Source organism: Candidatus Korarchaeota archaeon NZ13-K, assembly GCA_003344655.1.
Classification (GTDB): Archaea; Korarchaeota; Korarchaeia; order Korarchaeales; family Korarchaeaceae; genus Korarchaeum.
Genome location: MAIU01000002.1, coordinates 24,665 through 46,770, shown reverse-complemented (window position 1 = coordinate 46,770; position 22,106 = coordinate 24,665). Strand labels below are relative to the sequence as shown.

The window sequence follows — 22,106 nt, the reverse complement described above, 5'->3', positions numbered from 1 at the left end:
GGATGGGTGCGGAGCTCGAGGTGCTCAGGAGGGCGCTTAGGAGAGGGATCAACCTGTCCCCCGAGGCCCTTAGCTTCCTTTCCAGCAGAGGGGGAGATGAGCTGGACACCTTGCTCGATCACCTCCCCGATAAGGTGGTCCTGGGCCTGGAGGACGTACTGACTCTCCTCAGGGAGGGCGAGGGACGGGGGATCGGCCAGGAGGAGCTGTCCGTGCTTCTCAGACCATCGGATCTTGGGGTTTCAGGCGCCCCTGAGGAATTCGTGAGGTTCATCAGGTTCAGATTCGAGAAGCTGAGATCCATGCTCCTCAAGAGGATCGATTTGGAGCCCATACCTATAGTCGAGCTCAGGACCTCCACCAGCAGGAACGGGGACAACCTGGTCATAGTGGGGATGGTGCTGGACAAGGGTATGATGAAGGATCGCTCGATCCGCATGACGGTCGAGGATGAGACGGGCTCCATCATGGTGGTCTTCAGGAGGGACAGCAGGTTTTGGGAGGTCGCGGATAGAGTGCCAGTGGACAGTGTTATAGCCATCAGGGGGACATATGTGAACGGTAAGATCATCGCGGAGAGTCTGATGCTCCCTGAGATCTCAGAGGAGGAGGTCAGGCCCGGATCCCACGAGGGTAGGGCTGCGCTCGTGAGCGATGTCCACGTGGGGAGTAAGTACTTCAACGAGAGGGCCTTCAATAAATTCATCAGGTGGCTCAGAAGCGATGAGGCCAGGGACGTCAGGTACCTGGTGATTTGCGGGGACCTGGTCGATGGTATAGGAGTTTACCCGAACCAGGAGGAGGAGTTGAGGATAGCTGACGTTCACAAGCAGTTCGAGTACGCTGGCAGGATTCTCTCCGGGGTTCCCAGTCACATAAAGATAATATATGCGCCGGGAAATCACGAACCGGTCAGGCAGGCCGAACCTCAGCCAGAGGTCCCCGACGAGTACCTGGAGGTCCTGATGGATGCCAATCCCAATGTGACACCCCTCCCGAACCCATCCGTCGTGGGATTGGGAGGAGTCAGGATCATGCTGTACCACGGCAGGAGCCTCAACGCGGTAATGAAGCACATCCCGGGACTGCAGCCGGTGACCCCGAGCACCGTCGTTGAGGCTATGTCTTGGATGCTCAAGCTGAGGAACCTGGCCCCCATTTACGGGGAGCATCCCATCTCCCCGGAGGATAGGGATTGGCTCCTGCTGGAGGAGGTCCCGAACGTCCTACACACTGGTCATGTGCACGTCTACGGGGTGGGAGAGTACAAGGGTGTCAAGCTCATCAACTCCGGGACGTTTGAGAATGAGACACCGTATATAAGGAGCTTGGGGATAGAGGTGACCGTGGGAAGGGTCGTCGTCTTGGACCTAAAAAATTTGAGCGTGGAGGTGATGGACTTCTCCTAAACCTTAACTCCCATCTGGCCCAGCAGTGACTTCATCTGCCTGGGCGGTAGGGTCATCCTCTCGACGACCTTCGTGTTCCCCCTGGCCCCTCCGTAATCTATCCTGAGCTCTATGAGGCCCAGCGATTCCAGCTCCCTGAGTATGCCTGAGACCCTCCTCATCGTGAGCGGTCTCACCCCGTAGTTCTGAGCCTTCTTACTGTAGATCGCGTATATCACGCCAGTGCCTGGTCTCATGTTCGGTTTCTCGAGTATATCCGTTATGGCTGCCAATATGAGCCTGTGATGCAGTGGGAGTGTTCTTATCGTGACGGAAATCTCCTCCTCACTCACGCAACCCAATGCTCTCTCCGCATACTCCACCGTTAGCTTCTCAGCCCCCTCATCCTCGGCCAGCTCTGCAGCCATCCTCAGGACATCTATGGCTCTTCTCGCATCACCCGACTCCTGGGCCACCTTGGAGGCGATGAAGTGCAGGGCCTCATCCTCCCAGGTGCCCAACTTCAATCCCAGGTCTGCTCTCTGCCTGAGGATGCTGTAGAGTTGGGGCTGAGTGTAGGGCGGGAAGTGTATCCTCAGGGGTTCGAAGCTGCTCCTCTCCCTGGGATCCAGTCTCTCCAGGAAGTCAAGTGTGTTGCTTATCACGACCATACTTATGCTGAGATCTCTCCTCAGCTCATAGTTCAACCTGGAGAGTGAGTAGAGTATCCTCCCCCCGTCCCTCCTCACCAGCAGGTCGACCTCATCCAAGATGACGACGAGGCGGGAGTTGGAGGATGAGTATGCCTCCATGAACTTGTCCCAGAGGACGTCGAAGGGATAACCGGAGGGAGGGACCAGCACCCCCAGGGCCCTGTTGAGCTGGTACATCACCCTATAGGATGTCGTTGCCTGGCTGCAGTTAATGTAGATGAATTTTGCCCTCAAATTCGGATATTCCTGCTTATACTTGGCCGTGACGTTCTTAGCAACTGCCGTTTTTCCGGTACCAGGCTTTCCTATGAAGGCTATATCGTTGGGCGGCTGATCGGCGAGCAGGTCGGACAGCGCCCTAGTGAACTGGAATATCTGCTCCTCCCTCCCCGGGAGTGTATCAGGAATGAATGAATCCCTGAGGACTCGTTTATCCTTTATTATTGAGAAGGTCGTATAGGAGACATCGTAGAAGATACTATTATTTGCAGGCATATCACCGCTTCCCCTCCGCCCCGACCTGAATAACTAAGCCATCCACTCCACCTTTAAACTTGATGTCCTTTTAAAGGGTTCTTCATGAAAGTATCATATCACATTGGAAGAATGATATTATGTTTATGATGACGTCTTGGTGATACACTTCAACTCCATCATCTCCGGTCCCCCCCGCAGACCGCACTACTTCCACTCCTTCACATCCGCTCAATAAGACTCCGAGTTGAAATGATACTTCTTCAACTCCACCGGGTAATTAGCGGAACTGAAGGAGTGGAAGACCAACGGGGAGTGTGGACATGTAAACCCCCAAGACCAGCAGTGAGAGGGAGTACACCACAGCCAGTACATCCGCTAACTTAACCTCATAAACGACATAGCTTGTCCTCCTCAATCCGGAACCGAAGCATCTGCTCTCCAGAGCCTCAGCCAGCTGCTGGGCCCTCCTGATGGCTATGACTATCAGAGGGATAAGCACCGGTATCAGGCTCTTGGCCCTCCTCACGAGGCTGCCCCTCTCGATCTCATACCCTCTGCTCGCCTGGGACGAGAGTATGTTCATGAAGTCGTCGGCCAGGACCGGGATGAACCTCAGGGCTATTATGAAGGAGAAAGAGATGGAGGTCGGCACCCTGAGCTTCGCCAGAAGATCGCCTATTTCCGACGGACTTGATCCATTCATGAATATCGCTGAGGCTATTATCATCGCTAAGAGCCTCATCACCATCGCAGCACTGAAAAAGATGTTACCTGTGGTCGCATAGTTCAAGATCAAGAGTAGCAGGATGAAGAGGATCGATGCCCTCAGGGACCTCAGCACCCTCCTACCGGACCTCGACATCACCACCAGAGGCACTTGAGCGGCCACTGATAATACCTGCAGCACGATGCTGGGCGAGATCAGGGGGAGGATCAAGAAAGTCAGGAAAAGTATGAATTTGGAGGTGGGGTTCAGCTTGGAGTAGGGGGTCTCCCCGGCGTACGTTCTGAATATCTCAAACATTCCCAATGGATCGAACATCTAAGCACCTCCCACACAGGCGTTCGATCAGGTAGGGAACTGGAGGAATGAGCTGGCTCATGACCAACCCCCTGAGATCGGAGAACACCTCACCAGGTGTCCCCTTCCTGTAAACAGATCCCCTGTTGAGTACCACCACCTCATCCGGGTCCAGTTCGCTCAACCAATCCAGGTCATGCGTCACCACTATTATGCCCCTCCCCTCACTTCTCAGGTCCCTCAGTATCTTGGTGAGGGAGTCCTTGGAGAGCGCGTCTTGCCCTATCGTGGGTTCATCCAACGCCAGGAATGAGGGTCTCATCGCTAGTATGCATGCTATGGAGAGTCTCTTCATCTCCCCACCGCTGAGGGACCAAGGACTCCTCTTCCTGACCTCCCAGAGTCCCACCTCCTCCAAGCTCGACCTCGCTGACTCAGAAACCTCACTTTCACTCATACCGATGGATCTGGGCCCGAAAGAAACCTCCTCCTCCACGGTCTCCGAGAAGAACATGTGCTCCGGGTTCTGAAAAACCAACCCAACCTTCCTAGCCAGCTGGGCCACACTAGCGTCTCTAGTGTCAACACCATCGACCAAGACCCTCCCCCTCATCTCACCCCTGTAGAAGTGGGGTATGAGCCCGTTCATCATCCTCAGCAGGGTCGACTTCCCGGAGCCGTTGGGCCCCACTACCCCATAGATCCTCCCCCTATCGAACTCGATGGAGACATCTTTTATAGCAAAACGATCAGTTCCTTCATATCTGAAGCTAGCGTTCTCTATCTTTATCAAAGAATTCACCTCACCATGGCCCTGAAGAGCTCACCGACGGTCAGGGGCCTCCTGGCGCTGACGCCCCTGCTCTTCGCGTACCTCACAACACCTGGGTCCCTAACACCGAAGACCTGAAGGTCTTTACAATATAACGCATCCCTTGGATCGCTCTCAATCACTATCCTACCGTCATGGACGACTATGAACCTGTTGGATGCTGGGGCGAAGAGGTCCAGCCTGTGCTCAGCCACCACCACGGTGACACCGTCCCTGTTCAACTCCTTTAGGGCCCTAACTATCCTAGCTGCGCTGTAGGGATCCAGCTCGCTCGTCGGTTCATCCAAGGCTATCACCTCCGGTTTCATGGCGATTAGCGAAGCTATCGACACCAGCTGCTTCTCGCCACCGCTCAACTCATAGGTGGATCTCCTCCTCAGGTGCTCTATCCTCAGCTTGGAGAGGGCATAGTCCACCCTCCTCACTATCTCCTCCCTAGGCAGCCCTAGGTTCTCTAGGCCGAAAGCTATTTCCCTATCAACCCTGAGAGTCACCACCTGATTATCCGGGTTCTGAAAAACCAACCCAACCTTCCTAGCCAGCTGGGCCACACTAGCGTCTCTAGTGTCAACACCATCGACCAAGACCCTCCCCCTCATCTCACCCCTGTAGAAGTGGGGTATGAGCCCGTTCATCATCCTCAGCAGGGTCGACTTCCCGGAGCCACTCATCCCGGCTATGAGAACGAAATCCCCCCTTCTAATCTCCAGATAAACATCCCTGATGGCGTAGGAGTCGTTCCCCTCGTACCTGAAGCTGACGCCCTCGAATATCACCAGCGCACTCACAGGCATGATCTGTCAAAAAAGATTATAATAGCATGTGCCCGCCCACCCTGGGGGTTCAATGTCGAGTAGGAGATCGCGCAGGAAGGCCGGGACGAAGAGTTGGTACAATGTTTATGCGGTCGATGTGTTCCCGGGGCAGTGGATAGGAGAGACCCTGGCCGACGATCCTGAGAACCTGATCGGTAGGAACGTTGAGGTGGTCGTCAGGGACATAACAGGGGATTTCATGCATGAGAAGTACAAGCTCTGGTTCAAGATATTCAAGGTAGATGGGAACAGGGCCCACGCCAGGTTCATCAAGGAGATGCTGAACAAGGACTACCTGAGGTCCATAGTTCAGAGGAGGAGCTCGAGGATAGATATACAATCAGAGGAGACGGCCAAGGATGGGAACTACGTGAGATTGTTCACGCTGATAATAACGCTAACTAGGATAAGGAGCAGCCAGAAGCATGCGATAAGGAAGGAGGTGGACAGGTATGTCAGGGGCGTGATTCAGAACTACACGGTTGAGGACCTCGTTAGATCCTTCATATTCGGGAACCCCCTTCCCGTCACGTCCGAGATACAGAGGATAGCCTCTAAGGTGGCCCCAGTGAAGTACGTAGAGCTCAGGAAGATGGTCCTGCTCAAGCCGATTGAGATTAGAGAGGCCGAGGGGGAGATTGAAAGCAGCCCTTCTAGCGGCGGGTAAGGGAAACAGGCTAAGGCCCGCAACTGACTACATACCAAAACCCTTGCTTCCCATAGCATGCTCGACCCTTCTCGAGAGCAATCTACTTCAGGTTAGACGGTTCGGAGAGGTTTACGTCGTTGTCTGCCACAAGAAGGAGCTCTTCAGGGAGTACGAGACGAGATACGACCTGAGGCTCGTGGATCAAGGTGAGCCCCTCGGGACGGGTCACGCCGTCCTGAAGTTGGCTGATCTCGTGAAGGAGGATCTGCTGTTAGTTTACTCGGATGTCTACCTTCCCCCCGGGTTTCTCGATGTCATGCTGGCTGAGAAGGACAGATACGACCATCTGGTCGCCGTATCCCCTGTTGAGAGGCCCTGGGAGTTCGGGGTCGTCAGGAGGGATGGTCCCCTGCTCAAAGGAATAGTGGAGAAACCGAGGAAGGGGGAGGAACCCTCCAACCTCGTGGTGGCAGGTGCCTTCGTGCTCTCGCAGTCCATATTCGATGTCCTGAGGAGGCTGGGGCCCTCCCCTAGGGGTGAGGTTGAGCTCACCTCCGCGTTGACCGAGGCGGCCAAGAGGGGAGAGAGGGTCGGGGTGATTGAGGTCAAGCCCTGGGTGGATGCCGGGAGGAGGGAGGACTTCCTGAAGGCCCAAGAACTCCTGCTCAGGGACCTCCTGTCCGGGCTCAGGGAGATTCCTAGCGGGTTCAGGGTCGAGGGCTCTCTCATAATCGGCGAGCATGCATCGATATCGGAATCCAGGCTTGAGGGTCCATCATGCATAGACGCCGAGGTCGAGAGCTCAACGATAGGGCCCAACGTCTACCTGCAGGAGTCCAAGGTGATGAGATCGAGGGTCAGGGACTCCGTGGTGATGAGGGGCTCCCTCCTGCTCGGCTCCGAGGTGATCTCCTCGATAGTCTCCATGGGGGTGAGCATCTCGGATTCGAGGTTGCTGGGATCGATAACTCCCGCTAACGTGGAGATAATATGCAAAGAATTTAGCGAAAATGTCATCTAGTTGCAACTATTTTAACTATATCTCGGTGCTTGAGCACGTGATCCAGGGAGATCCTCATCCTGTTCCTGACATCCACCCCGTAGAGCGCCTTCCTTGCTATCTCGCTGTGGATCCTCTCGGCCAGGTCCAGCACAGTTCCCTCGGCTGGAAGCATTATGGCATCCGGAAGGATATTGCCATCTTTGTCGGAAAGCTTGACCTCATTCTCAACCGGAAAGACTACCTTCATCTTGAGCAAGTCGAATGAGGCCACCTCAAGGGTATCCTGAACCCCCGTCCCTCCGAACCTATCGAAGACCCTCTCCCTTATCACCCTCAAGGCCCTGGCTTGGGACTGCGTGAGCTTGCCCTCATCGACTACCTCGAAATCCCTATCACCAGGCTCATACCTAACCAAGCCCGATCTGGAGGCCTTTCTGAGTATGAGCTCAGCCTCCGCTGAGACAGGGATGACAGGCTCCCTCAAGGAACTCCTAAGCCTCTCTAAGTTGTTCTCAGAACCCGGAACATCTATCTTGTTTGCTGCAACGACGAAGGGCTTTCCCCTCCTCATGACCTCCTCGGAGAACCTCAGGAGCCCCTCAGGGCCCCAGTCCAGGGGAGATCCCCTGAGCGATAGTGCCTCGAGGCTCTCCCTTATCACCTCCCTCCCGATCTCGAGACCCGTCAATACCTCATGAAGCGCCTCGTCAGGAGGGACCCCGCTGAGGATCCTACCCCTTATCCTCCCCTTCGACCTCTCGATTATCGAAGCTATCCAGTGGGAGAACTCCTCCTTAACTATGCTGACGTCCTCGAGGGGGTCGTGCGTGAGGGGAGGGACTGGATTGCCCTCCGGATCCGTCGAGCCCGATGCATCAACAACTATTATGTTAACGCTGGCTCTCCTCAGGTCATCCAGGAACTTGTTCCCGAGTCCCCTACCCCTATGAGCTCCCCTTACCAGTCCAGCAACGTCAAGCAGCTTCACGGGAACGTACCTGTACCTCCCATTGCACCAACCGTACTTTGGCTGGCACCTCAGCCCGAACTCCGTGCATACGGAGGGGACTCTAACGTAGCCGATACCCTCATTCGGCTCTATCGTCACGAAAGGCCTGTTTTCCCTGGCTGCATCGACTAGAGTCGCCGCGGAGAAGAAGGTGGTTTTCCCCACGTTGGTCTTTCCGACCACCCCTATCAGCATCGACAGATCCCACGTGTCAAGCTTTAAAATGAGGGAGGTGGTGACCCCCAGAGGTGTCAAACTTGGTGATCGCCGGGAGGTACATGGAGAAGCTCGTCTGGAGGAGGAGGAAGGAGGATCCAGAGCTGGTGAAACTCTGGAGGGAGAGGCTGATCCTCTGGAGAAGGGAACCGGCTGTGGTCAGGATAGATAAACCCACGAGACCGGACAGGGCCAGGTCCCTGGGGTACAGGGCTAAGCAGGGATTCATAGTTGTGAGGGTTAGGGTCAGGAAGGGCGGAAGAAGGAAGGGAAGGCCCAGGAGTGGGAGAAAGCCAGCAGGTCTGGGAGTTCTCAAATTGACTCCGAAGAAGAGCATAAGGTGGATAGCTGAGGAGAGAGCCGCTAGAAAGTTCCCAAACCTGGAGGTCCTCAACTCGTATTACGTGGCGGAGGATGGGAAGTACTACTGGTACGAGGTCATAATGGTGGATCCGCATCACCCCGTCGTGGCCTCGGATCCCAGGGTGAACTGGATACTGAACCCCGCCAACAAGAGGAGGGTTTTCAGGGGGCTCACGAGCGCCGGGAAGAAAGCCAGGGGACTTAGATCGTCCAGGGGAATACCTGAGGTAGTCAAGAGGTTTAAGAGGAAGAGGAAGCTGAGAGCCTGAACGGTTGAAGAAGATGACCTATTTTACAGCCGAGATCTCAACGATGATTTATCCAACTGAGGTTGAGAGTAGGGTGAAAGAGCTCATTCTCTCGCTCTGTGGAGAGGGGTGCGAAATAAGGGAGGAGAGGTTCTCCAGTCACTACGGATACTCCTTCAGGGTCCTAACGTGCACGCTCTCCGGGGAGCCTGCTGAGAGCTTACTCAGGAGGATCATCTGCTCGCTTGACAGGTTCGACCTTATAAGCCTCTTGGAGAACCTCGACTCTCACGTGGAGGGAAGGAACCTCTACATCAGGCTCTCAAAGCAGGATCTGGCCCTGGGGAGATTCAAACTATACAGGGGGGATCCTGGAGGTTACCTCAGGTTGAGGTTCCTCCTCAGGATATCGGGCTCTGATCGAATAAGGGAAGAGATGATGAGAGTTGGTGAGGGTTGTACTCAGACATAATAGCTCCCAGGTCTGAGGAAGATGCCAGGAAGATGGCCGAGAGGGCCAGGTCCCTTGGCTACGGGATCTTGGGTATAGTAGGGGACGTGAGGGCTGAGGGCATCACTAACTTCAGGGTAACTTTGATAGAGAGGATAGATCCGGAGCTGAGGGGGAGGTTGAGGGGAAGGGCCGACCTCATCCTGGCCAGACCTGGGTCCTTGGAGGAGGCCAGGAGGCTCACCTTCAGCTCCCTGGTCGATGGGGTCATGGCCACCTACGACTCCGATAGGCCCAGAGTGGACTACATCAGCCTTAAGCAGCTCAAGAGGAACGAAGGAGCCTTAATAATACCTTTAACGCACCTAGTGAGGGAGATAAGCGGAAACTCGCTGAGCTTGAGATCCGTGGGCTTGGAGCTGAGGATGGCAATGAGGGCTGGCGTCTATCCGATCATCTGCAGCTTAGCATCTGAACCGCGCGAGCAGGTTCCACCCAGGCTGATGATATCCTTCGTAGAGTTTTTCTTCGATCTGAGAAGGGAAGAGGCGAAGAGGATGGTTAAGGACTTCCCGATCTACATGATAAGCAAGGAGAGGAAGCTGAAACTCAAGGGAAGGGAGGTCCTTTGAGGTTCGAGGTACCGGTGGACCTCAAGGAGAGGAGGAGGTACGTCTGCGTAAGGCACCCCGTGGGATACCAGCTATCCAAGAGGATCAGGGATGCCCTCATGAGGATCGGTGGAATCAAATGCTGCTCCTTCAGTAAATTCTCCATCATAAGCATCAAAAGCGGTTTCTCAATCATAAGAACAAATGAGAAATCCCTGAAGGCCATATTAACGGCTCTACTGATCCTAAAATACACGGAATGTGGTGAGATGGAGGTGCTCGGAATCTCAGGGAACATGAGAAAGGTGAAGGAGATTTGTCAGAGAATGGAGTGATCTGGCTTACTTCCATCATTCATATGACGTTATAAAGCCTCCCATCCCTGTAAAAGCATTCCGGCGGATTCATCATGCTCCCCAAGAGACTGGCCCTGATGGGGGGACTCGAGGGAAACTCTATTAAATCGTTGATGCTGGGGTTGAGTGAACTGGGGTGTTGAATGATGTTCCCTCAAGTGACCGGATACGATAGGGCCATAACCGTATTCAGCCCTGATGGGAGACTCCTGCAGGTGGAGTACGCTCTCTCAGCCACAAGGAGAACTCCATTGGCTATAGGGATGAAGTGCAAAGACGGGGTTGTCCTTCTGGCGATAAGGAAGTACATCTCCCCCCTGGCCACGCCACCCGAGAAGATATACAAGATAGATGAGCACATAGGGGCGATAGCCGCGGGGCTGGTGGGCGATGGCCTGGTCCTGATAGAGAGGGGAAGGATGGAGGCTCAGTACAACAGGCTGGTCTACGGGGAGCCGATAACCGTGAAGAATCTGGCCAAGAGGCTCGCCCTCTACAAGCAGCAGTTCACCCAGTATGCCGGTCTGAGGCCATTCGGCGTGATGATCATACTGGGAGGCATAGACGAGGGACCCGAGCTCTACGTCACGCATCCCGGAGGCGCTTACTACGACTACATGGCTTTCGCCGTCGGCAAGAACTCCGATAAGGTGAACGAGACGTTCAGACAGACATTTAAACCGGAATTCTCCCTCGAGGAATGCCTGAGCTACGCTGTGAAGATAGCCATGGAGTCCGAGGAGGAGGAGGTGAATGAGAACTACTTGGAGGTTGCTGTGATAGACACGACCACCAGGAGGTTCAGGGAGCTGTCCAAGGAGGAGATAGTGAAGTACGTGAGGATGGCGAGGGAGTGATTCCTCTTGCCGGAACCCGTCATAGCCAGGATCACCCGGGCGGGGAAGAAATTTGAGATATACGTTTACCCGGAAAAGGCCTATCAGTTCAGGGAAGGGAAGAGTGTGGATATAAAGAGTGTGCTAGCGGTTGAGGCGGTTTTCACGGATGCCAAGAAGTCGGAGATCGCTCCCACTTCCGATCTGAAGAGGTTCTTCGGGACGACCGATGTATACAGTGTGGCTGAGAGGATACTCAGGGAGGGAGAGGTTCAGCTGACCGCCGAGTACCGCAGGAGGCTGCAGGAGGAGAAGCTGAGGTGGATAATAAACTACATACACAAGAACTTCGTCGACCCCCAGACGAACCTACCCCATCCCCCCTCCAGAATAGAGAGGGCGATGAAGGAGGCCAAGGTGAAGATAGACCCCATGAAGGAGCCCGAGCAGCAGGTCAAGGAGGTGGTTGATCAATTGAGGAAGGTGCTTCCGCTAAAGACGGGTCAGGTTAAGATGGTGATCACAGTTCCCTCCTCCGCTTGGGCGAAGGCTAGAGCCCTTCTACTCGGACAGGGCAATATTCTTTCCGAGAAGTGGTCAGAGGACGGTGATAAGGTCACGTTCACGGTTGAGGTCCCCGTTGGTGCCCAGATGCTGCTTCTTGAGAGGATAGGTGAGATGGGAGGGCAGGCCAAAGTTGAGTGAGAGAGTGGTCTTAGTGAGGGATAGGGAGGTCGTCGTGCCAGGACAGCCCCTGGCCAAGGGGAGGTTCAGGCTGGGTAGGGAAGTTTACGTTGATGAGGCCGGAGTGATAAGATCCAAGAAGTTGGGATTGGCGGAGTTCAAGGATGACGAGGTTTCCGTGGTTCCTCTGGCCGGGGCTTACATGCCCAAGGAGGAGGACATAGTGATAGGCGTTGTGGTCAAGATAAGCGGGAGCACCATGCTGGTGGACATAAGGTCGCCCTATCAGGGAGCCATACCCATACCCAGGAGCAGGATCGCCGAGAGGGTGGACATGAGGAAGTACGATCTCAAGGTGGGTGACGTAATACTCGCGAAGGTCAGGTCCTTCGATGGGGCCTCCTCCCTCATACTCACAATAGACTCCGAGGGCCTGGGGAAGCTCGAAGGAGGATATCTGCTCGAGATAAACCCAGCGAAGGTGCCTAGGGTAATAGGGAAGAGGCAATCCATGCTGTCCATATTGAAGGAGAAGACTAGGAGCGAGATAATAGTGGCCAACAATGGGAGGGTCTGGGTGAAGCCTCCCTCAGTCAAGGAGCTGGTGGCCCTCGAGAAGGCCCTGAGGAAGATAGAGGAGGAGTCCCACGTGGCGGGGTTGAGCGACAGGGTCACATCCCTCCTATCCCAGGAACTCGCGTAGGTGATCGCGCATGCCCCTTTACTTTGAGAGGAGACCCGAGAGGTTGATAACAGAAGGGGGAGTCAGGACGGATGGAAGGCTCCCCTACGAGATGAGACCGATCAAGATGATGGTCGGCGTCTTGGAGAGAGCGGATGGCTCCGCCTTCATAGAGTGGGGAGGAAACAGGATACTGGCTGCGGTCTTCGGACCTAGGGAGGTCCATCCCAAGCACATGGTGCTCCCCGACAGGGCCCTGGTCAGGGCGAGGTACAACATGGCTCCATTCTCAACGCCTGAGAGGAGGAGGCCCGGACCTGACAGGAGGAGCATAGAGCTCTCAAAAGTCATAAGAGAAGCTCTGAAACCGGCTATATTCGTTGAAAACTATCCCGGAGCCGTAATAGACATATTCGTGGAGGTCCTGAGGTCCGATGCCGGCACTAGGGTGGCGGGGGTGAACGCCGCATCCCTGGCCCTGGCCAGCGCCGGAATAGCGATGAGAGGACTCGTGGCGGCATGCTCCATCGGCAGGGTAGGCGACTTCATAGTCGTGGACCCGAACCACGACGAGGACATGTGGGGAGACTCCGACATGCCTCTGGCCATGATGATGGAATCCGAGGAGATAACCCTGCTTCAGGCGGATGGCACGCTCACGGGGGACCAGTTCAGGGAGGCCCTCGACCTGGGTAGGAAGGCCATAAGGTTCATCTACGAGGTCCAGAAGGAGGCCCTGAAGAGACCCTATCAGATGGTTGAGAGGAGCGTCGGGAGGTTGGTGTGATGTTCGACCAGGAGATCCTGACCCACAATCTGATGAAGGATTACATAAGGGATCTCGTTGAGAAAGATCAGAGATTGGACGGTAGGGGTCTTTACGATTACAGGCCCATCGAGGTGCTCAGCGGCACCTTCACGAAGGCCGAGGGTGAGTCCTGGCTGAAGCTTGGGGATACGCAAGTGCTTGTTGGGGTTAAAGCAGATCTAGGAGAGCCCTTTCCGGATACACCAGACAAGGGTGTCCTCGTATCAAATGTGGAACTCCTCCCAGTGGCTTCACCATCCTTCGAGCCGGGTCCTCCCGACGAGGGGGCCATAGAGCTGGCTAGGGTGGTAGATAGGGCAATAAGGAGCGCCGATGCTGTGGATCTATCGTCCCTTGTGATCTTGGAGGGCAAACTGGTTTACATGCTCTTCCTGGATATGTACGTGCTCGATTATGACGGCAATCTGGAGGACTCCCTGACCCTTGCTAGTCTGATAGCTCTGGGAAGGACCGAAATACCCGAGGTCGAGCTCAAGGAGAACGGAGAGGTGGAGGTGAAGGAGACCAAGAGGAGGCTGGAGCTCAGGGATATACCGATAAACTTCACCTTCGTCAAGATAGGTAGCAAGATACTCCTAGATCCGACGATAGAGGAGGAAAGCGTTTGTGATGCTTCAATCACGATAGCCGTGAACAAGGAGGGCAAGGTGTGCTCAATACAGAAGAGGCACGGCACCTTCAAGGTGGACGAGATTTTAAATATGGTGGACGTGGCTAGGCGCAAGTGGCCCGAGCTGGCAGAGGTAGTTAGAGGGGCGATATGAATGGTGAGGGCACCAAGGAGCAAGCTGAGGACCCCCAGGTACGGTCTCAAGATAAGGAAGAGGGTTGAGATGATACTGCAGAAGAGCAAGAGCACGTATAGGTGTCCCTATTGCGGTGCCATCGCCGTCAAGAGGATCAGGTTGGGGATCTGGAAGTGCGGGAAGTGCGGGAAGGAGTTCACAGGTGGTGCATGGGAACCTTTCACCTCGGTGGCCAGGAGCGCTGAAATATCAAGGGAGAGCTCTTGATACTGATAACGACAACTAGAAGACCCTCCAGAAGGACGAGATCTTTTGTCAGAGATCTATATCATGTAATTCCTGCTTCCAAGAGGATAAACAGGGGAAAGATGTCGATGGAGGACCTGAATGAGCTGGCGATCAGGGAGGGCATGGATAGGGTCATTGTGGTGGGGACCAAGAGGGGCAACCCATCGTTTCTAGCCTTTTATGAGCCATCTCCAAGCTATCTGAAGCCCCTATCGATTTTGAAATTGGATGGAGTCTCCTTGAGGAGGGAAGTATGCGATAAAAGGGCTCCTTATGCCCGCAGACTGGGGATAGTTTATTCGCATGAGGACCTGGAGGATGAGGCGAGGATCCTGGCGAGATCCCTCGGGACGGCCATCCTGGCTAGGAGCTTGGAGGCGCTTCATCCCGGGATGTGCGAGGTGGTGTTCCTCCTGAGGCAGGAGGGGGAGCGGATGAGAGGGACCTTCTACAATGTGAGGCCCATAGAGGAGCTGGGGCCCAGGATGAGCATATCGGAGATAAGGGAGTATGGCGAGGGTACTGATCACTCTGAGGATAAGGTTTGAGGACGAAGCTGAAGCTGAGGAGTTCTTCAAATCTTTCTTCCCAGATTTCAGTGACCTGAAACCGAAGCTCTTGGGAAGGGATGTCGTGGTGAGGGTGGAGGAGAGGACCGCCAGGGCGAGGGCCATAGCGAACAGCGTCCTCAGGATGGTCAGCCTCTTTGAAGGGATCTCCGAGCTCCTGAGGACCTAGGGTAATATCCGAAAGGTCTCTCCAAGAAGATAACCGAAGGCCCGTTGTAGAACAGGTAGAATATGCTTTCGCCCAACCCTCTGGACCTCAGCCTCCTCGCGGAAGTATAGACGACCATGTCCCTGATGAACTCCAGCTTGCCATGGGCAACGGCCTTCATCGATAGCAGGGCGTCCTCGGATACCATTACCCTCTCATCAAAGCCAGAGACATCTTCCAAGAATTCCCTCCTGTAAACGCAGTTGAACCCTAGGAAGTGAGGCCTACCTATGAGCAGCGTGAGTCTCACGAGTATATCGTAGGAGAACACATAGGGAGCTGTCAGGAGTGCCTCCCTCTCAAGGGGATAAGCTGGACCCGTTGCGCCTATCATCTGCCTGCTCCTGGAGAAGCACCTGATTATCGCATCGAGCCATCCCGTTGACACTACGGTATCGGCATCGACGAAAGCGACTAGATCACCGGTTGATAGTTTTATCCCCGCGTTCCTAGCCTTCGCAGGGGAATCCAGGGAGCTGGAGCTCTCTACTATGTCAGCATAGCTTTTAGCTATCTCCAAAGTCCTGTCCTCGCTTCCGCCATCCACAACGACTATCTCATGAACGCCAACCTTCCTCAAGGCCCTAAGGGTCCGCTCTATGAAGCTCTCCTCATTGTATGTTGGCACGATGACGGAGACTCTCATTGGACCTTATCCCCCAGGATAAGGGCCATCAGAAAACCGAAGCCCGTTGAGATCAGGTTGACGGCGTGGTTGTCTATGAGGGGAAGGCCGCTGAGGTGAGAAAAAGCACCTTCACAGTCATTCGGATCTTCGACCACGGATCCATCAGACTCGCAGAGGAACCTAGCCTGCAATGTGGCTCCCAACAGGGAATCCAGAGTGGAGGAGAGGAACCCTAGCGCTGACGATAATATGAAGGCCCCTGTGCTCACCATCCCAAGCAGCAGGGCCTCCATGGGTATTATGAATGAACCTAAGAAACCGGAGAGGGTGCCCAGAATTGATATGGCGCCTGAGGTGCCGTGAGGTACCTTCCTGAAGCTGACGATCATCCAAGCTCCCCTCCCATCCAGGGGACCGAGCTCACTGGCCAGCGTATCGGCTAGGGAACAGGAGATGGAGGAGAGGAACGCTATGGTGTAGGCATGGTCACCGCTAATCTGATGAAGCAAAAGAGCTAGTGATGGAAAGAGGAGATTGGAGAAAGCATTTTTCCAGCCTCTGGCCCCTCCCCTCGCCTCCGCGGCCCCTATCCTCCTCTTGTAGGAGTACCTGTACTTGGTGAAGGCGCTTCCGAGGAGGAAGAAGGTTAGTAGCATGATGACAGCGGCATATCCTCCGAGCAGGACGAATAAGGATCCCAACAGAACCCCCGCCATCAGACCGCTTCTATCCACGGTGCCCTTGCTGTAACCGATCGATCCGACCACTAGGATGGATGCGAAGCTCGCTAAGGTCGCGATCTCCTCGATGGGCATCCGCAGTCCTGGGAGGGCTTGATGATAATCGTTTAAAAATTGAGGAGCCCCGGATGCGGGGGCCGTGGTCTAGCTAGGTAGGATGCCAGCCTGGGGCGCTGGTGGTCCCGGGTTCAAATCCCGGCGGCCCCATCCGAGTTCTAGGTTAAAAATTACAGAACATTGCGATGAATCCTATACAATCGATCCCTCAACGAGTCTATCAGATAGGACATTCCTCACGAGCACGTTAACTATCTTGCCCACCCTCAGCCCCTCCGCGGGGGTCAGCCTTATGGTGGGTCCTCCCCTAACCGGGTAGGCGTACCAGTGCCTCCCCACCTTGGGCGCCACCACAGCCTCGATGACCTCTCCCAGTAGCTCCCTCTTCCTCCTCCTGTTCAATTCTATCGCAATTTTTACCATTTTCTTAGAATTCCTATCAACTTTTACCCTAAAGTCTTGGAAGGACGTCCCAGGTAGCGGCTTGAACCTGTAAACGGTTATCTTCTCCGCACCTTCTCTGAAGATCAGCCTCATCAGCCTCACCGTGCTGTTCACGATGGGTCCGCTCTGACCCGGCAGGCTATGTATGAAGTAGGCATAGGGTCTCAAGCCGTATCTCTTGAGTAGCCTAATGGCCCTCAAAGAATCATCCGGGCCGCAGGGCCTTCCTATAATTTTCGCATGCTCAGGATCCCCCGTCTCCACCCCAACGTGTATGGGGGTACCTCTCAAGTACTTCCCTAGGATCCTCGCGACATCCTCATTCACGAGGCACGGTTTAACGTTCTCCACCTCGAAGAAGAAACCGTGCCTCAGGGAGAGCTCCCTCACCCCACATAGGAGGGAATCTATCGCTTCAATATTAGGTTCCGGGTCCATTGGATTCCTCGGATATTGAGAAAGGAGATCCCTCCCATACTCGAGGAAATCAGCGCCGCTGAGGACGATCCTCCTAACACCAATCTCAGCGAGCCCTTTCACCTCCTCCAGTATCGCCTCCTCATCCCTGGACTTGGGGGGACCGTAGAGGAGGGGGATGGAGCAGTAACCACAGCCCGGGGGGATGCCCTGCGGGCAAATCGAAACACCCGGTCTCCCAGAGTAGCAGGACGAGCATCTCTCGCAAGAAACTTCATCCGCTAGGAGCTTAGGCCTGTTGAAGTTGGAGCAACCCCTTACGACCTCCACGTATATCCTGGAGCACTTATAGTGAGGGATGGTGCTGTAAAACATCACGGCTTTCACCGAGGGCCTGAAGGTTAGGAACTCCTCCCTAGAGAGGTGTCTTAACTCATTGCAGGTCCCGTCCTTGAACACTAAGTTGGGGATACCGCGCGCATCAGGTAGGAGTCCATCGGCCAATCCTCCACGCAGGAGTGACTCTATGGACACCTCTCCCTCACCCCAGACCCCTAAATCGAACCCCAACCTTTTGACGACCGTGAGATCAGATGTTATGGGACCCCCTAGTATCTTCACGCCGAGAAGCAGCTTGGAGGCCCTGCGAGCGGCCGCCTCATCCATGCTCATAGCGCTGACTAGGGAAACTCCTCTGAAGGGCTTTCCCCTCATCAGGAAGTCCTCTATCCTCATTAACCTATATTCCAAGCCGAATTTTTCTAGAATTCCAGCTATTAGCCTGGGTCCGGCGCCTATCACGTCGAGGGAGGAGAGCCTCCTTCCCCCGCCGGATGCGAGCGCATCCAATATTAGGAACATCGGGAGCGCTCTCAGCTGTGAGAGATAAACTGTTCACGCGAGGGAACCTCGCCGATCTCGGGAGCGATCTGGCGCTTCTTCCCGATAAAAGGTGGAAAATTTCCAAGATAAAGGGAGAATTAGTAAAAGATATTAATATTTTGAGGGGGAAGGATCTCGTTTGTGTAGGAGACAGGGTGACTAGGACGCTCCTAGAGGCCGGCCTGAGGCCTAGGGTGGCCGTCATAGACCTGAGGGAGAAGAGGGAGGCGGACCCCTCGATCGCATACCTCCTAGATGGGTTCATAATCTTGACGGCCAGGAACCCGCCGGGAAGGCTGACTAGGGAGGCTTGGAACAAGTTCGCCAGAGCCTTGGAGCTTTCCTCGAGAGCAAGCGTTGTGCTGCTAATAGAAGGTGAGGAGGACCTGCTCGGCTTCCCCGCGGTGATCCTATCACCTGATGACTGGATCCTCACCTATGGACAACCGGACGTCGGTATGGTGATTGTGAGGGTCGATGAGAGGACCAGAGAGGAGGCCTTGGAACTCCTGGAGGAGGCATTCATCCCCATCTAATCATTGGGCTCTCTCCTTGGAGTGTCTCCTGACTGCGATGAAGGCGTGATCCCCAGGGTATTCACCATACTCGGCGCCTGAGAGCAGGGACCTGCCCGTCGCTAGGAGCTCATCTCCTTCGCTGACGACAATCACCTCACTTCTCGGCCTTATATCCGGATCGGCTTCCCTCACGAACTTCACGAAGACCGTGGTGCCTCTGGCCACGATGTCGGCGAACTGATCCTTCACGACCACCCTGCCCTTGGGGTGGGGCAGATGCTTCAGCAGGAGTGAGGCCCCTTCTAGGGTGGGGATGAAAGCCCCATCGCTCGGCCTGAAATGCCCCAGCGTGATCTTCCCGAGTCTGACCTCCCTCAAGGTCCCAGTGACCCTGGATCTCCTTATGGTGACGCCATCGAACTTCGGGAAGGGGAAGTTGAACTGATAAGAGAGGACAGCCGATAGCACCTCGCCATCGCAGGGTTCCTCAAGGGGCTCCTCATCGTAGGGGCACACCGTTTGCCCGAAGGGGTAAGTGTACCTCAGACCGATGGGAACATCACCATACAGAGTTCTCCTGAAGATCCTCTCGGCTGGAACGTTCTTCAATCTCCTCCTGGCCCTCACCACCTCGGGTCTCAGGAAGGTCTCTGGTCCTGAGTACTGAAGCCCGGAGGACTTGAATAGAGGCTCCCTCAACTCTAGAAGATCATCGTAATTCCTGAAGAGGTTTATCAGAGCGAAATAGAGGTTTGGATGGAATCTAGATCTCTCTTGGACCAACTCCCATAACCAATCCCCCCTAATGGCTTCCCTAACCTTTCTGATCTCACTCAAACAGACGTAGAGGTTGTGTTTAGCTATCAAGCGGGTTCTTTCCCTCCTGCCCAATTCCCTCACCTCACTGGGGGTGTACTTGGAGCAGATGGGACAGGAGCATGGGAACTCCTCTATCTCGCTCAGCAGGAGGGTCCCGCTGGGGGTCATGTACCTGTCCTGCTCAGCGTAGAGCGAGTAGGAGGCTGAGTCGAAGGAATCGGCCCCCATTGCGGCGAAGAAGGCGAACGTCGATGGATGACCTATCCCCCAGAAGTGGAAGGGCTTGCCGGCCGGGAGCAGGGACCTGACAAGCATGAAGTGGTCCACCTGAGTGGTGAAGTCATATCTCTCAAGGGCGACCTTTATGGAGCCGACCCCGTTGTAGTCGAAATCGAGCTCTCTGATCCTCTCAGAGCACCTGATCACGAGATCCCTGTAGACGGAGCCCTGTGGGGTTCCGACCCAGAGAGTTCCGGAAAGCTCATCCCTCATGGAGGCCCACTCCTCGGCGTGCCTTATCGTGACCTCCACGCCAGCCTCGGAATTCTCTCTGCTGATCTCAGAGGACATAGGAACATCCAAGATGGAGCCTATATCCGAGCCTATCGCGTGCTGGAACTCGAGTATCTCCCTGTTGGTCACCTCCACGTCCCCGTACCTATACATCTGGTAAGCCCCGGAATCTGTCATGATGACCCCGTCGAAGTCAAGCAGGGAACGGAGCCCTCTCTCGAGCGCCACGGTCCTTAGCTCAGTATCCCTATAAATCACGTAGGAGTTCGTTATGAGGGCCCTCACACCCATCTCCGACATCTCCCTCGCACTCACGGTCGGCTTGTTCGGGTTGTAGACGGGAAAGAACTCCGGTAAAGACAGGACCCCTGACTTCGTCCTGAGCTCCGAGAGCCTTGCTGATGCATCGAACTTCCTGACCCTGAAGTAGAGCGTCATCCCCCTCTGGGTGAGCGCGAGAGGGAACAATAAAATAAATTTTTGAGGGAGTCAGGTGATCCCGTCACCGTAATCCCTCAGGATGACCAACCCCTTGGCCGTTATGAAGACCCTCTCCCCCCTGAACTTCCTCCTCCTGACTATGAGACCCTTACTCGCGAGGTACTTGAGGACGAACTCCCTAGCGAACCTATCCGGGATGAGCTCCGATGCGACGACACCCTCAGAACCGGCCTTTTCCAGCCTCCTTAGGATCCTAAGGTGCGCATCCATCAGGACGCTCAAGTCATCTTCACCCTTCACTCCCTTCAGTTCCACTGAGGGATGGGGTCTCGCCCCTCTCATTGATGGTTCCTTAACATTCATCTCTATAAAACTTTTACCATCTGTCGAGCATCTCGCCATATTTTTCGTTGATCAACGAACATCGCGGGAGGGGGTAATGCTGAAATAGATCAGCGGTGGGCCTAACGGGGTGCGTGCATGGAGGAGGAATGGGACGTGATAGTCGTGGGAGGGGGTCCAGCGGGACTCTCTGCAGCGAGATTTTCAGCTGAGCTCGGTCTAAAAGTGATTCTGTTCGAATCGCACTCCGACATAAAGGCCTGGAAACCCTGTGGCGAGGGGACGAGCAAATCAACATTCGAGACGGCTGGCATAGAGCCGAAACCAGGCATAGTGACTAACGAACTCAACATGAGGGTCTATGCCCCTTCCGGTAAGTACGTAGAGATCCCGATGCATGGATACGCGATAAACAAGGATCTCTTCCTTCAGGAGCTCGCGAAGAAAGCCGTGCTCGCGGGAGCGGAGATAAGGGTGGGAGAGAGGGTTGAAGGTGTGCTCAAAGAGGGTAGCAGGGTGATCGGGGTCAGAACATCCAAGGGGGAGTCCGTTAGAGGGAAGGTGGTCGTGGGAGCCGATGGCTATAACTCTGTGGTGGCCAAGTCCTCCGGCTTGGACAACAGCACGGAACCGATACCCACATACCAGTACAAGATGGTGGGTCTGGAGCTCGACTCCCACACGACTGGTCACATATACGTGGGGTCCATGGCGCCCGGTGGCTACGCCTGGATCTTTCCGAAGGACGATCAGGTTTCAAACGTTGGAATAGGTGTCAGGAACGGCTCCCCGAAGCAGTACTTGGATAAGTTCATAAAGGAGAGGTCGGAGATCTTCAGGAAGGCTAAAATAATAGGCTTCGGCGGCTTCGTCGTCCCCATAGGTGGGATGGCCAGGGAGTACATAGGGGACGGTGTCATACTCATAGGGGATGCCGCGGGGACGGTGATACCCTTCACAGGCGCCGGCATACACTCATCAATAGCCGCCGGCAAGGCCGCGAGCAAGGTGATAGGATCGGCCATAATGAGGGGAGATGTGTCGAAGCGCAGTCTGATGACCTTCGAAAGGGAATACGAGGGTTGGATCAAGAGAATAAGGGACAGCCTGAAGGCCATGCGTGTCTTTGAGAGGTTGAATGATGAAGATCTGAACCAACTTGCTGATGTCCTAGACTATGAGGATGTGCTGAATCTGGCTAACGGCATAGAGATAGGGAAAGTCGCTATGAAGCTCATGAAACATCCCATACTCGCCTCCAAGGTGGCGAGGGCCCTCCTCTAGGGGGTGCCGGCACTGCCTATATGCGAG

At 54.9% G+C, this 22,106-nt stretch carries 27 protein-coding genes and 1 tRNA gene; 18 read left to right on the top strand and 10 right to left on the bottom strand.

Annotated elements, in window-relative coordinates; all coding sequences use genetic code 11:
- The first annotated feature begins 2 nt into the window (after window positions 1-2).
- Window positions 3-1,409 (top strand): DNA-directed DNA polymerase II small subunit, encoded by a 1,407-nt coding sequence (locus tag BA066_00885; protein ID RDD54154.1) that lies wholly within the window; start codon window positions 3-5, stop codon window positions 1,407-1,409.
- Here the strand turns inward: BA066_00885 and BA066_00880 are convergent.
- From BA066_00880 to BA066_00865, 4 genes are all read right to left on the bottom strand, one after another.
- Window positions 1,406-2,596, bottom strand: a complete 1,191-nt coding sequence (locus BA066_00880) for an AAA family ATPase (protein ID RDD54153.1) — start codon at window positions 2,594-2,596, stop codon at window positions 1,406-1,408. The genes BA066_00885 and BA066_00880 overlap by 4 nt on opposite strands.
- Window positions 2,597-2,855: 259 nt before the next feature.
- On the bottom strand, window positions 2,856-3,620 hold the full coding sequence (locus BA066_00875; protein ID RDD54152.1) for an energy-coupling factor transporter transmembrane protein EcfT: 765 nt from the start codon (window positions 3,618-3,620) through the stop codon (window positions 2,856-2,858).
- Window positions 3,595-4,401, bottom strand: a complete 807-nt coding sequence (locus BA066_00870; GenBank protein ID RDD54151.1) for an ABC transporter ATP-binding protein — start codon at window positions 4,399-4,401, stop codon at window positions 3,595-3,597. The genes BA066_00875 and BA066_00870 overlap by 26 nt, the downstream gene beginning before the upstream one ends.
- Window positions 4,398-5,225, bottom strand: a complete 828-nt coding sequence (locus tag BA066_00865; protein RDD54150.1) for an ABC transporter ATP-binding protein — start codon at window positions 5,223-5,225, stop codon at window positions 4,398-4,400. The genes BA066_00870 and BA066_00865 overlap by 4 nt, the downstream gene beginning before the upstream one ends.
- Window positions 5,226-5,277: 52 nt before the next feature.
- Here BA066_00865 and BA066_00860 point away from each other — a divergent pair, with 52 nt between their 5' ends.
- Together BA066_00860 and BA066_00855 are read left to right on the top strand one after the other, a co-directional pair.
- Entirely contained in the window at window positions 5,278-5,913 is a 636-nt protein-coding gene (locus BA066_00860) for a 30S ribosomal protein S3ae (protein ID RDD54149.1), read from the top strand.
- Window positions 5,858-6,916, top strand: coding sequence for a hypothetical protein (locus BA066_00855; protein ID RDD54148.1), 1,059 nt, complete (start codon window positions 5,858-5,860; stop codon window positions 6,914-6,916). Before BA066_00860 ends, BA066_00855 begins: the two co-directional genes overlap by 56 nt.
- Here the strand turns inward: BA066_00855 and BA066_00850 are convergent.
- Entirely contained in the window at window positions 6,909-8,108 is a 1,200-nt protein-coding gene (locus BA066_00850) for a redox-regulated ATPase YchF (GenBank protein ID RDD54169.1), read from the bottom strand. The genes BA066_00855 and BA066_00850 overlap by 8 nt on opposite strands.
- Before the next feature lie 56 nt (window positions 8,109-8,164).
- Between BA066_00850 and BA066_00845 the strand changes: the two genes are divergently transcribed.
- The 12 genes from BA066_00845 to BA066_00790 all read left to right on the top strand — a co-directional run bounded on the left by BA066_00845 (window position 8,165) and on the right by BA066_00790 (window position 14,955).
- Window positions 8,165-8,755 carry a 50S ribosomal protein L15e gene (locus tag BA066_00845; GenBank protein RDD54147.1) on the top strand — a complete coding sequence of 197 codons (591 nt, stop codon included), beginning with the start codon at window positions 8,165-8,167 and terminating at the stop codon, window positions 8,753-8,755.
- Between the two features lie 4 nt (window positions 8,756-8,759).
- Complete coding sequence (locus BA066_00840; GenBank protein RDD54146.1) at window positions 8,760-9,206, top strand: hypothetical protein; 447 nt, start codon at window positions 8,760-8,762, stop codon at window positions 9,204-9,206.
- Window positions 9,191-9,817, top strand: a complete 627-nt coding sequence (locus BA066_00835) for a hypothetical protein (protein ID RDD54145.1) — start codon at window positions 9,191-9,193, stop codon at window positions 9,815-9,817. Before BA066_00840 ends, BA066_00835 begins: the two co-directional genes overlap by 16 nt.
- A complete protein-coding gene (locus BA066_00830) occupies window positions 9,814-10,131 on the top strand; it encodes a hypothetical protein (GenBank protein ID RDD54144.1) in 318 nt (105 codons plus the stop codon). The genes BA066_00835 and BA066_00830 overlap by 4 nt, the downstream gene beginning before the upstream one ends.
- Window positions 10,132-10,295: 164 nt before the next feature.
- A complete protein-coding gene (locus BA066_00825; GenBank protein RDD54143.1) occupies window positions 10,296-11,009 on the top strand; it encodes a proteasome subunit alpha in 714 nt (237 codons plus the stop codon).
- A 6-nt stretch (window positions 11,010-11,015) separates the two neighbouring features.
- Window positions 11,016-11,693 carry a ribosome assembly factor SBDS gene (locus tag BA066_00820; protein RDD54142.1) on the top strand — a complete coding sequence of 226 codons (678 nt, stop codon included), beginning with the start codon at window positions 11,016-11,018 and terminating at the stop codon, window positions 11,691-11,693.
- Window positions 11,686-12,375, top strand: a complete 690-nt coding sequence (locus BA066_00815) for an RNA-binding protein (GenBank protein ID RDD54141.1) — start codon at window positions 11,686-11,688, stop codon at window positions 12,373-12,375. The genes BA066_00820 and BA066_00815 overlap by 8 nt, the downstream gene beginning before the upstream one ends.
- A gap of 10 nt (window positions 12,376-12,385) precedes the next feature.
- Complete coding sequence (locus BA066_00810) at window positions 12,386-13,141, top strand: exosome complex exonuclease Rrp41 (GenBank protein RDD54140.1); 756 nt, start codon at window positions 12,386-12,388, stop codon at window positions 13,139-13,141.
- Complete coding sequence (locus BA066_00805) at window positions 13,141-13,947, top strand: exosome complex protein Rrp42 (protein ID RDD54139.1); 807 nt, start codon at window positions 13,141-13,143, stop codon at window positions 13,945-13,947. Before BA066_00810 ends, BA066_00805 begins: the two co-directional genes overlap by 1 nt.
- Window positions 13,948-14,196, top strand: coding sequence for a 50S ribosomal protein L37ae (rpl37ae, locus tag BA066_00800; protein RDD54138.1), 249 nt, complete (start codon window positions 13,948-13,950; stop codon window positions 14,194-14,196).
- Complete coding sequence (locus BA066_00795; protein ID RDD54137.1) at window positions 14,193-14,765, top strand: hypothetical protein; 573 nt, start codon at window positions 14,193-14,195, stop codon at window positions 14,763-14,765. The genes rpl37ae and BA066_00795 overlap by 4 nt, the downstream gene beginning before the upstream one ends.
- The gene (locus BA066_00790; protein RDD54136.1) at window positions 14,728-14,955 is read left to right on the top strand and encodes a hypothetical protein; all 228 of its coding nucleotides are present in this window, start codon (window positions 14,728-14,730) and stop codon (window positions 14,953-14,955) included. The genes BA066_00795 and BA066_00790 overlap by 38 nt, the downstream gene beginning before the upstream one ends.
- On the opposite strand, the gene BA066_00785 is transcribed toward BA066_00790, so the two are convergent.
- Together BA066_00785 and BA066_00780 are read right to left on the bottom strand one after the other, a co-directional pair.
- Window positions 14,915-15,640 (bottom strand): glycosyltransferase, encoded by a 726-nt coding sequence (locus tag BA066_00785; protein ID RDD54135.1) that lies wholly within the window; start codon window positions 15,638-15,640, stop codon window positions 14,915-14,917. The genes BA066_00790 and BA066_00785 overlap by 41 nt on opposite strands.
- Window positions 15,637-16,437, bottom strand: coding sequence for a DUF92 domain-containing protein (locus BA066_00780; protein ID RDD54134.1), 801 nt, complete (start codon window positions 16,435-16,437; stop codon window positions 15,637-15,639). The genes BA066_00785 and BA066_00780 overlap by 4 nt, the downstream gene beginning before the upstream one ends.
- A gap of 58 nt (window positions 16,438-16,495) precedes the next feature.
- On the opposite strand from BA066_00780, the gene BA066_00775 reads away from it, so the two are divergent.
- A tRNA-Pro gene (locus BA066_00775) sits at window positions 16,496-16,569 on the top strand.
- A gap of 42 nt (window positions 16,570-16,611) precedes the next feature.
- Here BA066_00775 and BA066_00770 read toward each other — a convergent pair.
- The gene (locus BA066_00770) at window positions 16,612-18,141 is read right to left on the bottom strand and encodes a radical SAM protein (GenBank protein ID RDD54133.1); all 1,530 of its coding nucleotides are present in this window, start codon (window positions 18,139-18,141) and stop codon (window positions 16,612-16,614) included.
- Here BA066_00770 and BA066_00765 point away from each other — a divergent pair.
- A complete protein-coding gene (locus tag BA066_00765; GenBank protein ID RDD54132.1) occupies window positions 18,114-18,698 on the top strand; it encodes a DUF359 domain-containing protein in 585 nt (194 codons plus the stop codon). The genes BA066_00770 and BA066_00765 overlap by 28 nt on opposite strands.
- On the opposite strand, the gene BA066_00760 is transcribed toward BA066_00765, so the two are convergent.
- Window positions 18,699-20,480 carry a tRNA guanosine(15) transglycosylase TgtA gene (locus BA066_00760; protein ID RDD54131.1) on the bottom strand — a complete coding sequence of 594 codons (1,782 nt, stop codon included), beginning with the start codon at window positions 20,478-20,480 and terminating at the stop codon, window positions 18,699-18,701. It lies immediately after the preceding gene.
- A 21-nt stretch (window positions 20,481-20,501) separates the two neighbouring features.
- On the bottom strand, window positions 20,502-20,795 hold the full coding sequence (locus BA066_00755; protein ID RDD54130.1) for a hypothetical protein: 294 nt from the start codon (window positions 20,793-20,795) through the stop codon (window positions 20,502-20,504).
- A 138-nt stretch (window positions 20,796-20,933) separates the two neighbouring features.
- On the opposite strand from BA066_00755, the gene BA066_00750 reads away from it, so the two are divergent.
- Window positions 20,934-22,079 carry an NAD(P)/FAD-dependent oxidoreductase gene (locus tag BA066_00750; protein RDD54129.1) on the top strand — a complete coding sequence of 382 codons (1,146 nt, stop codon included), beginning with the start codon at window positions 20,934-20,936 and terminating at the stop codon, window positions 22,077-22,079.
- The last annotated feature ends 27 nt before the right edge of the window (window positions 22,080-22,106 follow it).

Bases quoted from the DNA above. Each gene is read 5' to 3' on its own strand.
- BA066_00755 (RDD54130.1), bottom strand. From the start codon at position 20,795: ATGAGAGGGGCGAGACCCCATCCCTCAGTGGAACTGAAGGGAGTGAAG.
- rpl37ae (RDD54138.1), top strand. From the start codon at position 13,948: ATGGTGAGGGCACCAAGGAGCAAGCTGAGGACCCCCAGGTACGGTCTC.
- BA066_00885 (RDD54154.1), top strand. From the start codon at position 3: ATGGGTGCGGAGCTCGAGGTGCTCAGGAGGGCGCTTAGGAGAGGGATC.
- BA066_00865 (RDD54150.1), bottom strand. From the start codon at position 5,225: ATGCCTGTGAGTGCGCTGGTGATATTCGAGGGCGTCAGCTTCAGGTAC.
- BA066_00785 (RDD54135.1), bottom strand. From the start codon at position 15,640: ATGAGAGTCTCCGTCATCGTGCCAACATACAATGAGGAGAGCTTCATA.
- BA066_00750 (RDD54129.1), top strand. From the start codon at position 20,934: ATGGAGGAGGAATGGGACGTGATAGTCGTGGGAGGGGGTCCAGCGGGA.
- BA066_00805 (RDD54139.1), top strand. From the start codon at position 13,141: ATGTTCGACCAGGAGATCCTGACCCACAATCTGATGAAGGATTACATA.
- BA066_00825 (RDD54143.1), top strand. From the start codon at position 10,296: ATGATGTTCCCTCAAGTGACCGGATACGATAGGGCCATAACCGTATTC.
- BA066_00765 (RDD54132.1), top strand. From the start codon at position 18,114: ATGCGAGCGCATCCAATATTAGGAACATCGGGAGCGCTCTCAGCTGTG.
- BA066_00860 (RDD54149.1), top strand. From the start codon at position 5,278: ATGTCGAGTAGGAGATCGCGCAGGAAGGCCGGGACGAAGAGTTGGTAC.
- BA066_00790 (RDD54136.1), top strand. From the start codon at position 14,728: ATGGCGAGGGTACTGATCACTCTGAGGATAAGGTTTGAGGACGAAGCT.
- BA066_00780 (RDD54134.1), bottom strand. From the start codon at position 16,437: ATGCCCATCGAGGAGATCGCGACCTTAGCGAGCTTCGCATCCATCCTA.
- BA066_00875 (RDD54152.1), bottom strand. From the start codon at position 3,620: ATGTTCGATCCATTGGGAATGTTTGAGATATTCAGAACGTACGCCGGG.
- BA066_00810 (RDD54140.1), top strand. From the start codon at position 12,386: ATGCCCCTTTACTTTGAGAGGAGACCCGAGAGGTTGATAACAGAAGGG.
- BA066_00880 (RDD54153.1), bottom strand. From the start codon at position 2,596: ATGCCTGCAAATAATAGTATCTTCTACGATGTCTCCTATACGACCTTC.
- BA066_00770 (RDD54133.1), bottom strand. From the start codon at position 18,141: ATGTTCCTAATATTGGATGCGCTCGCATCCGGCGGGGGAAGGAGGCTC.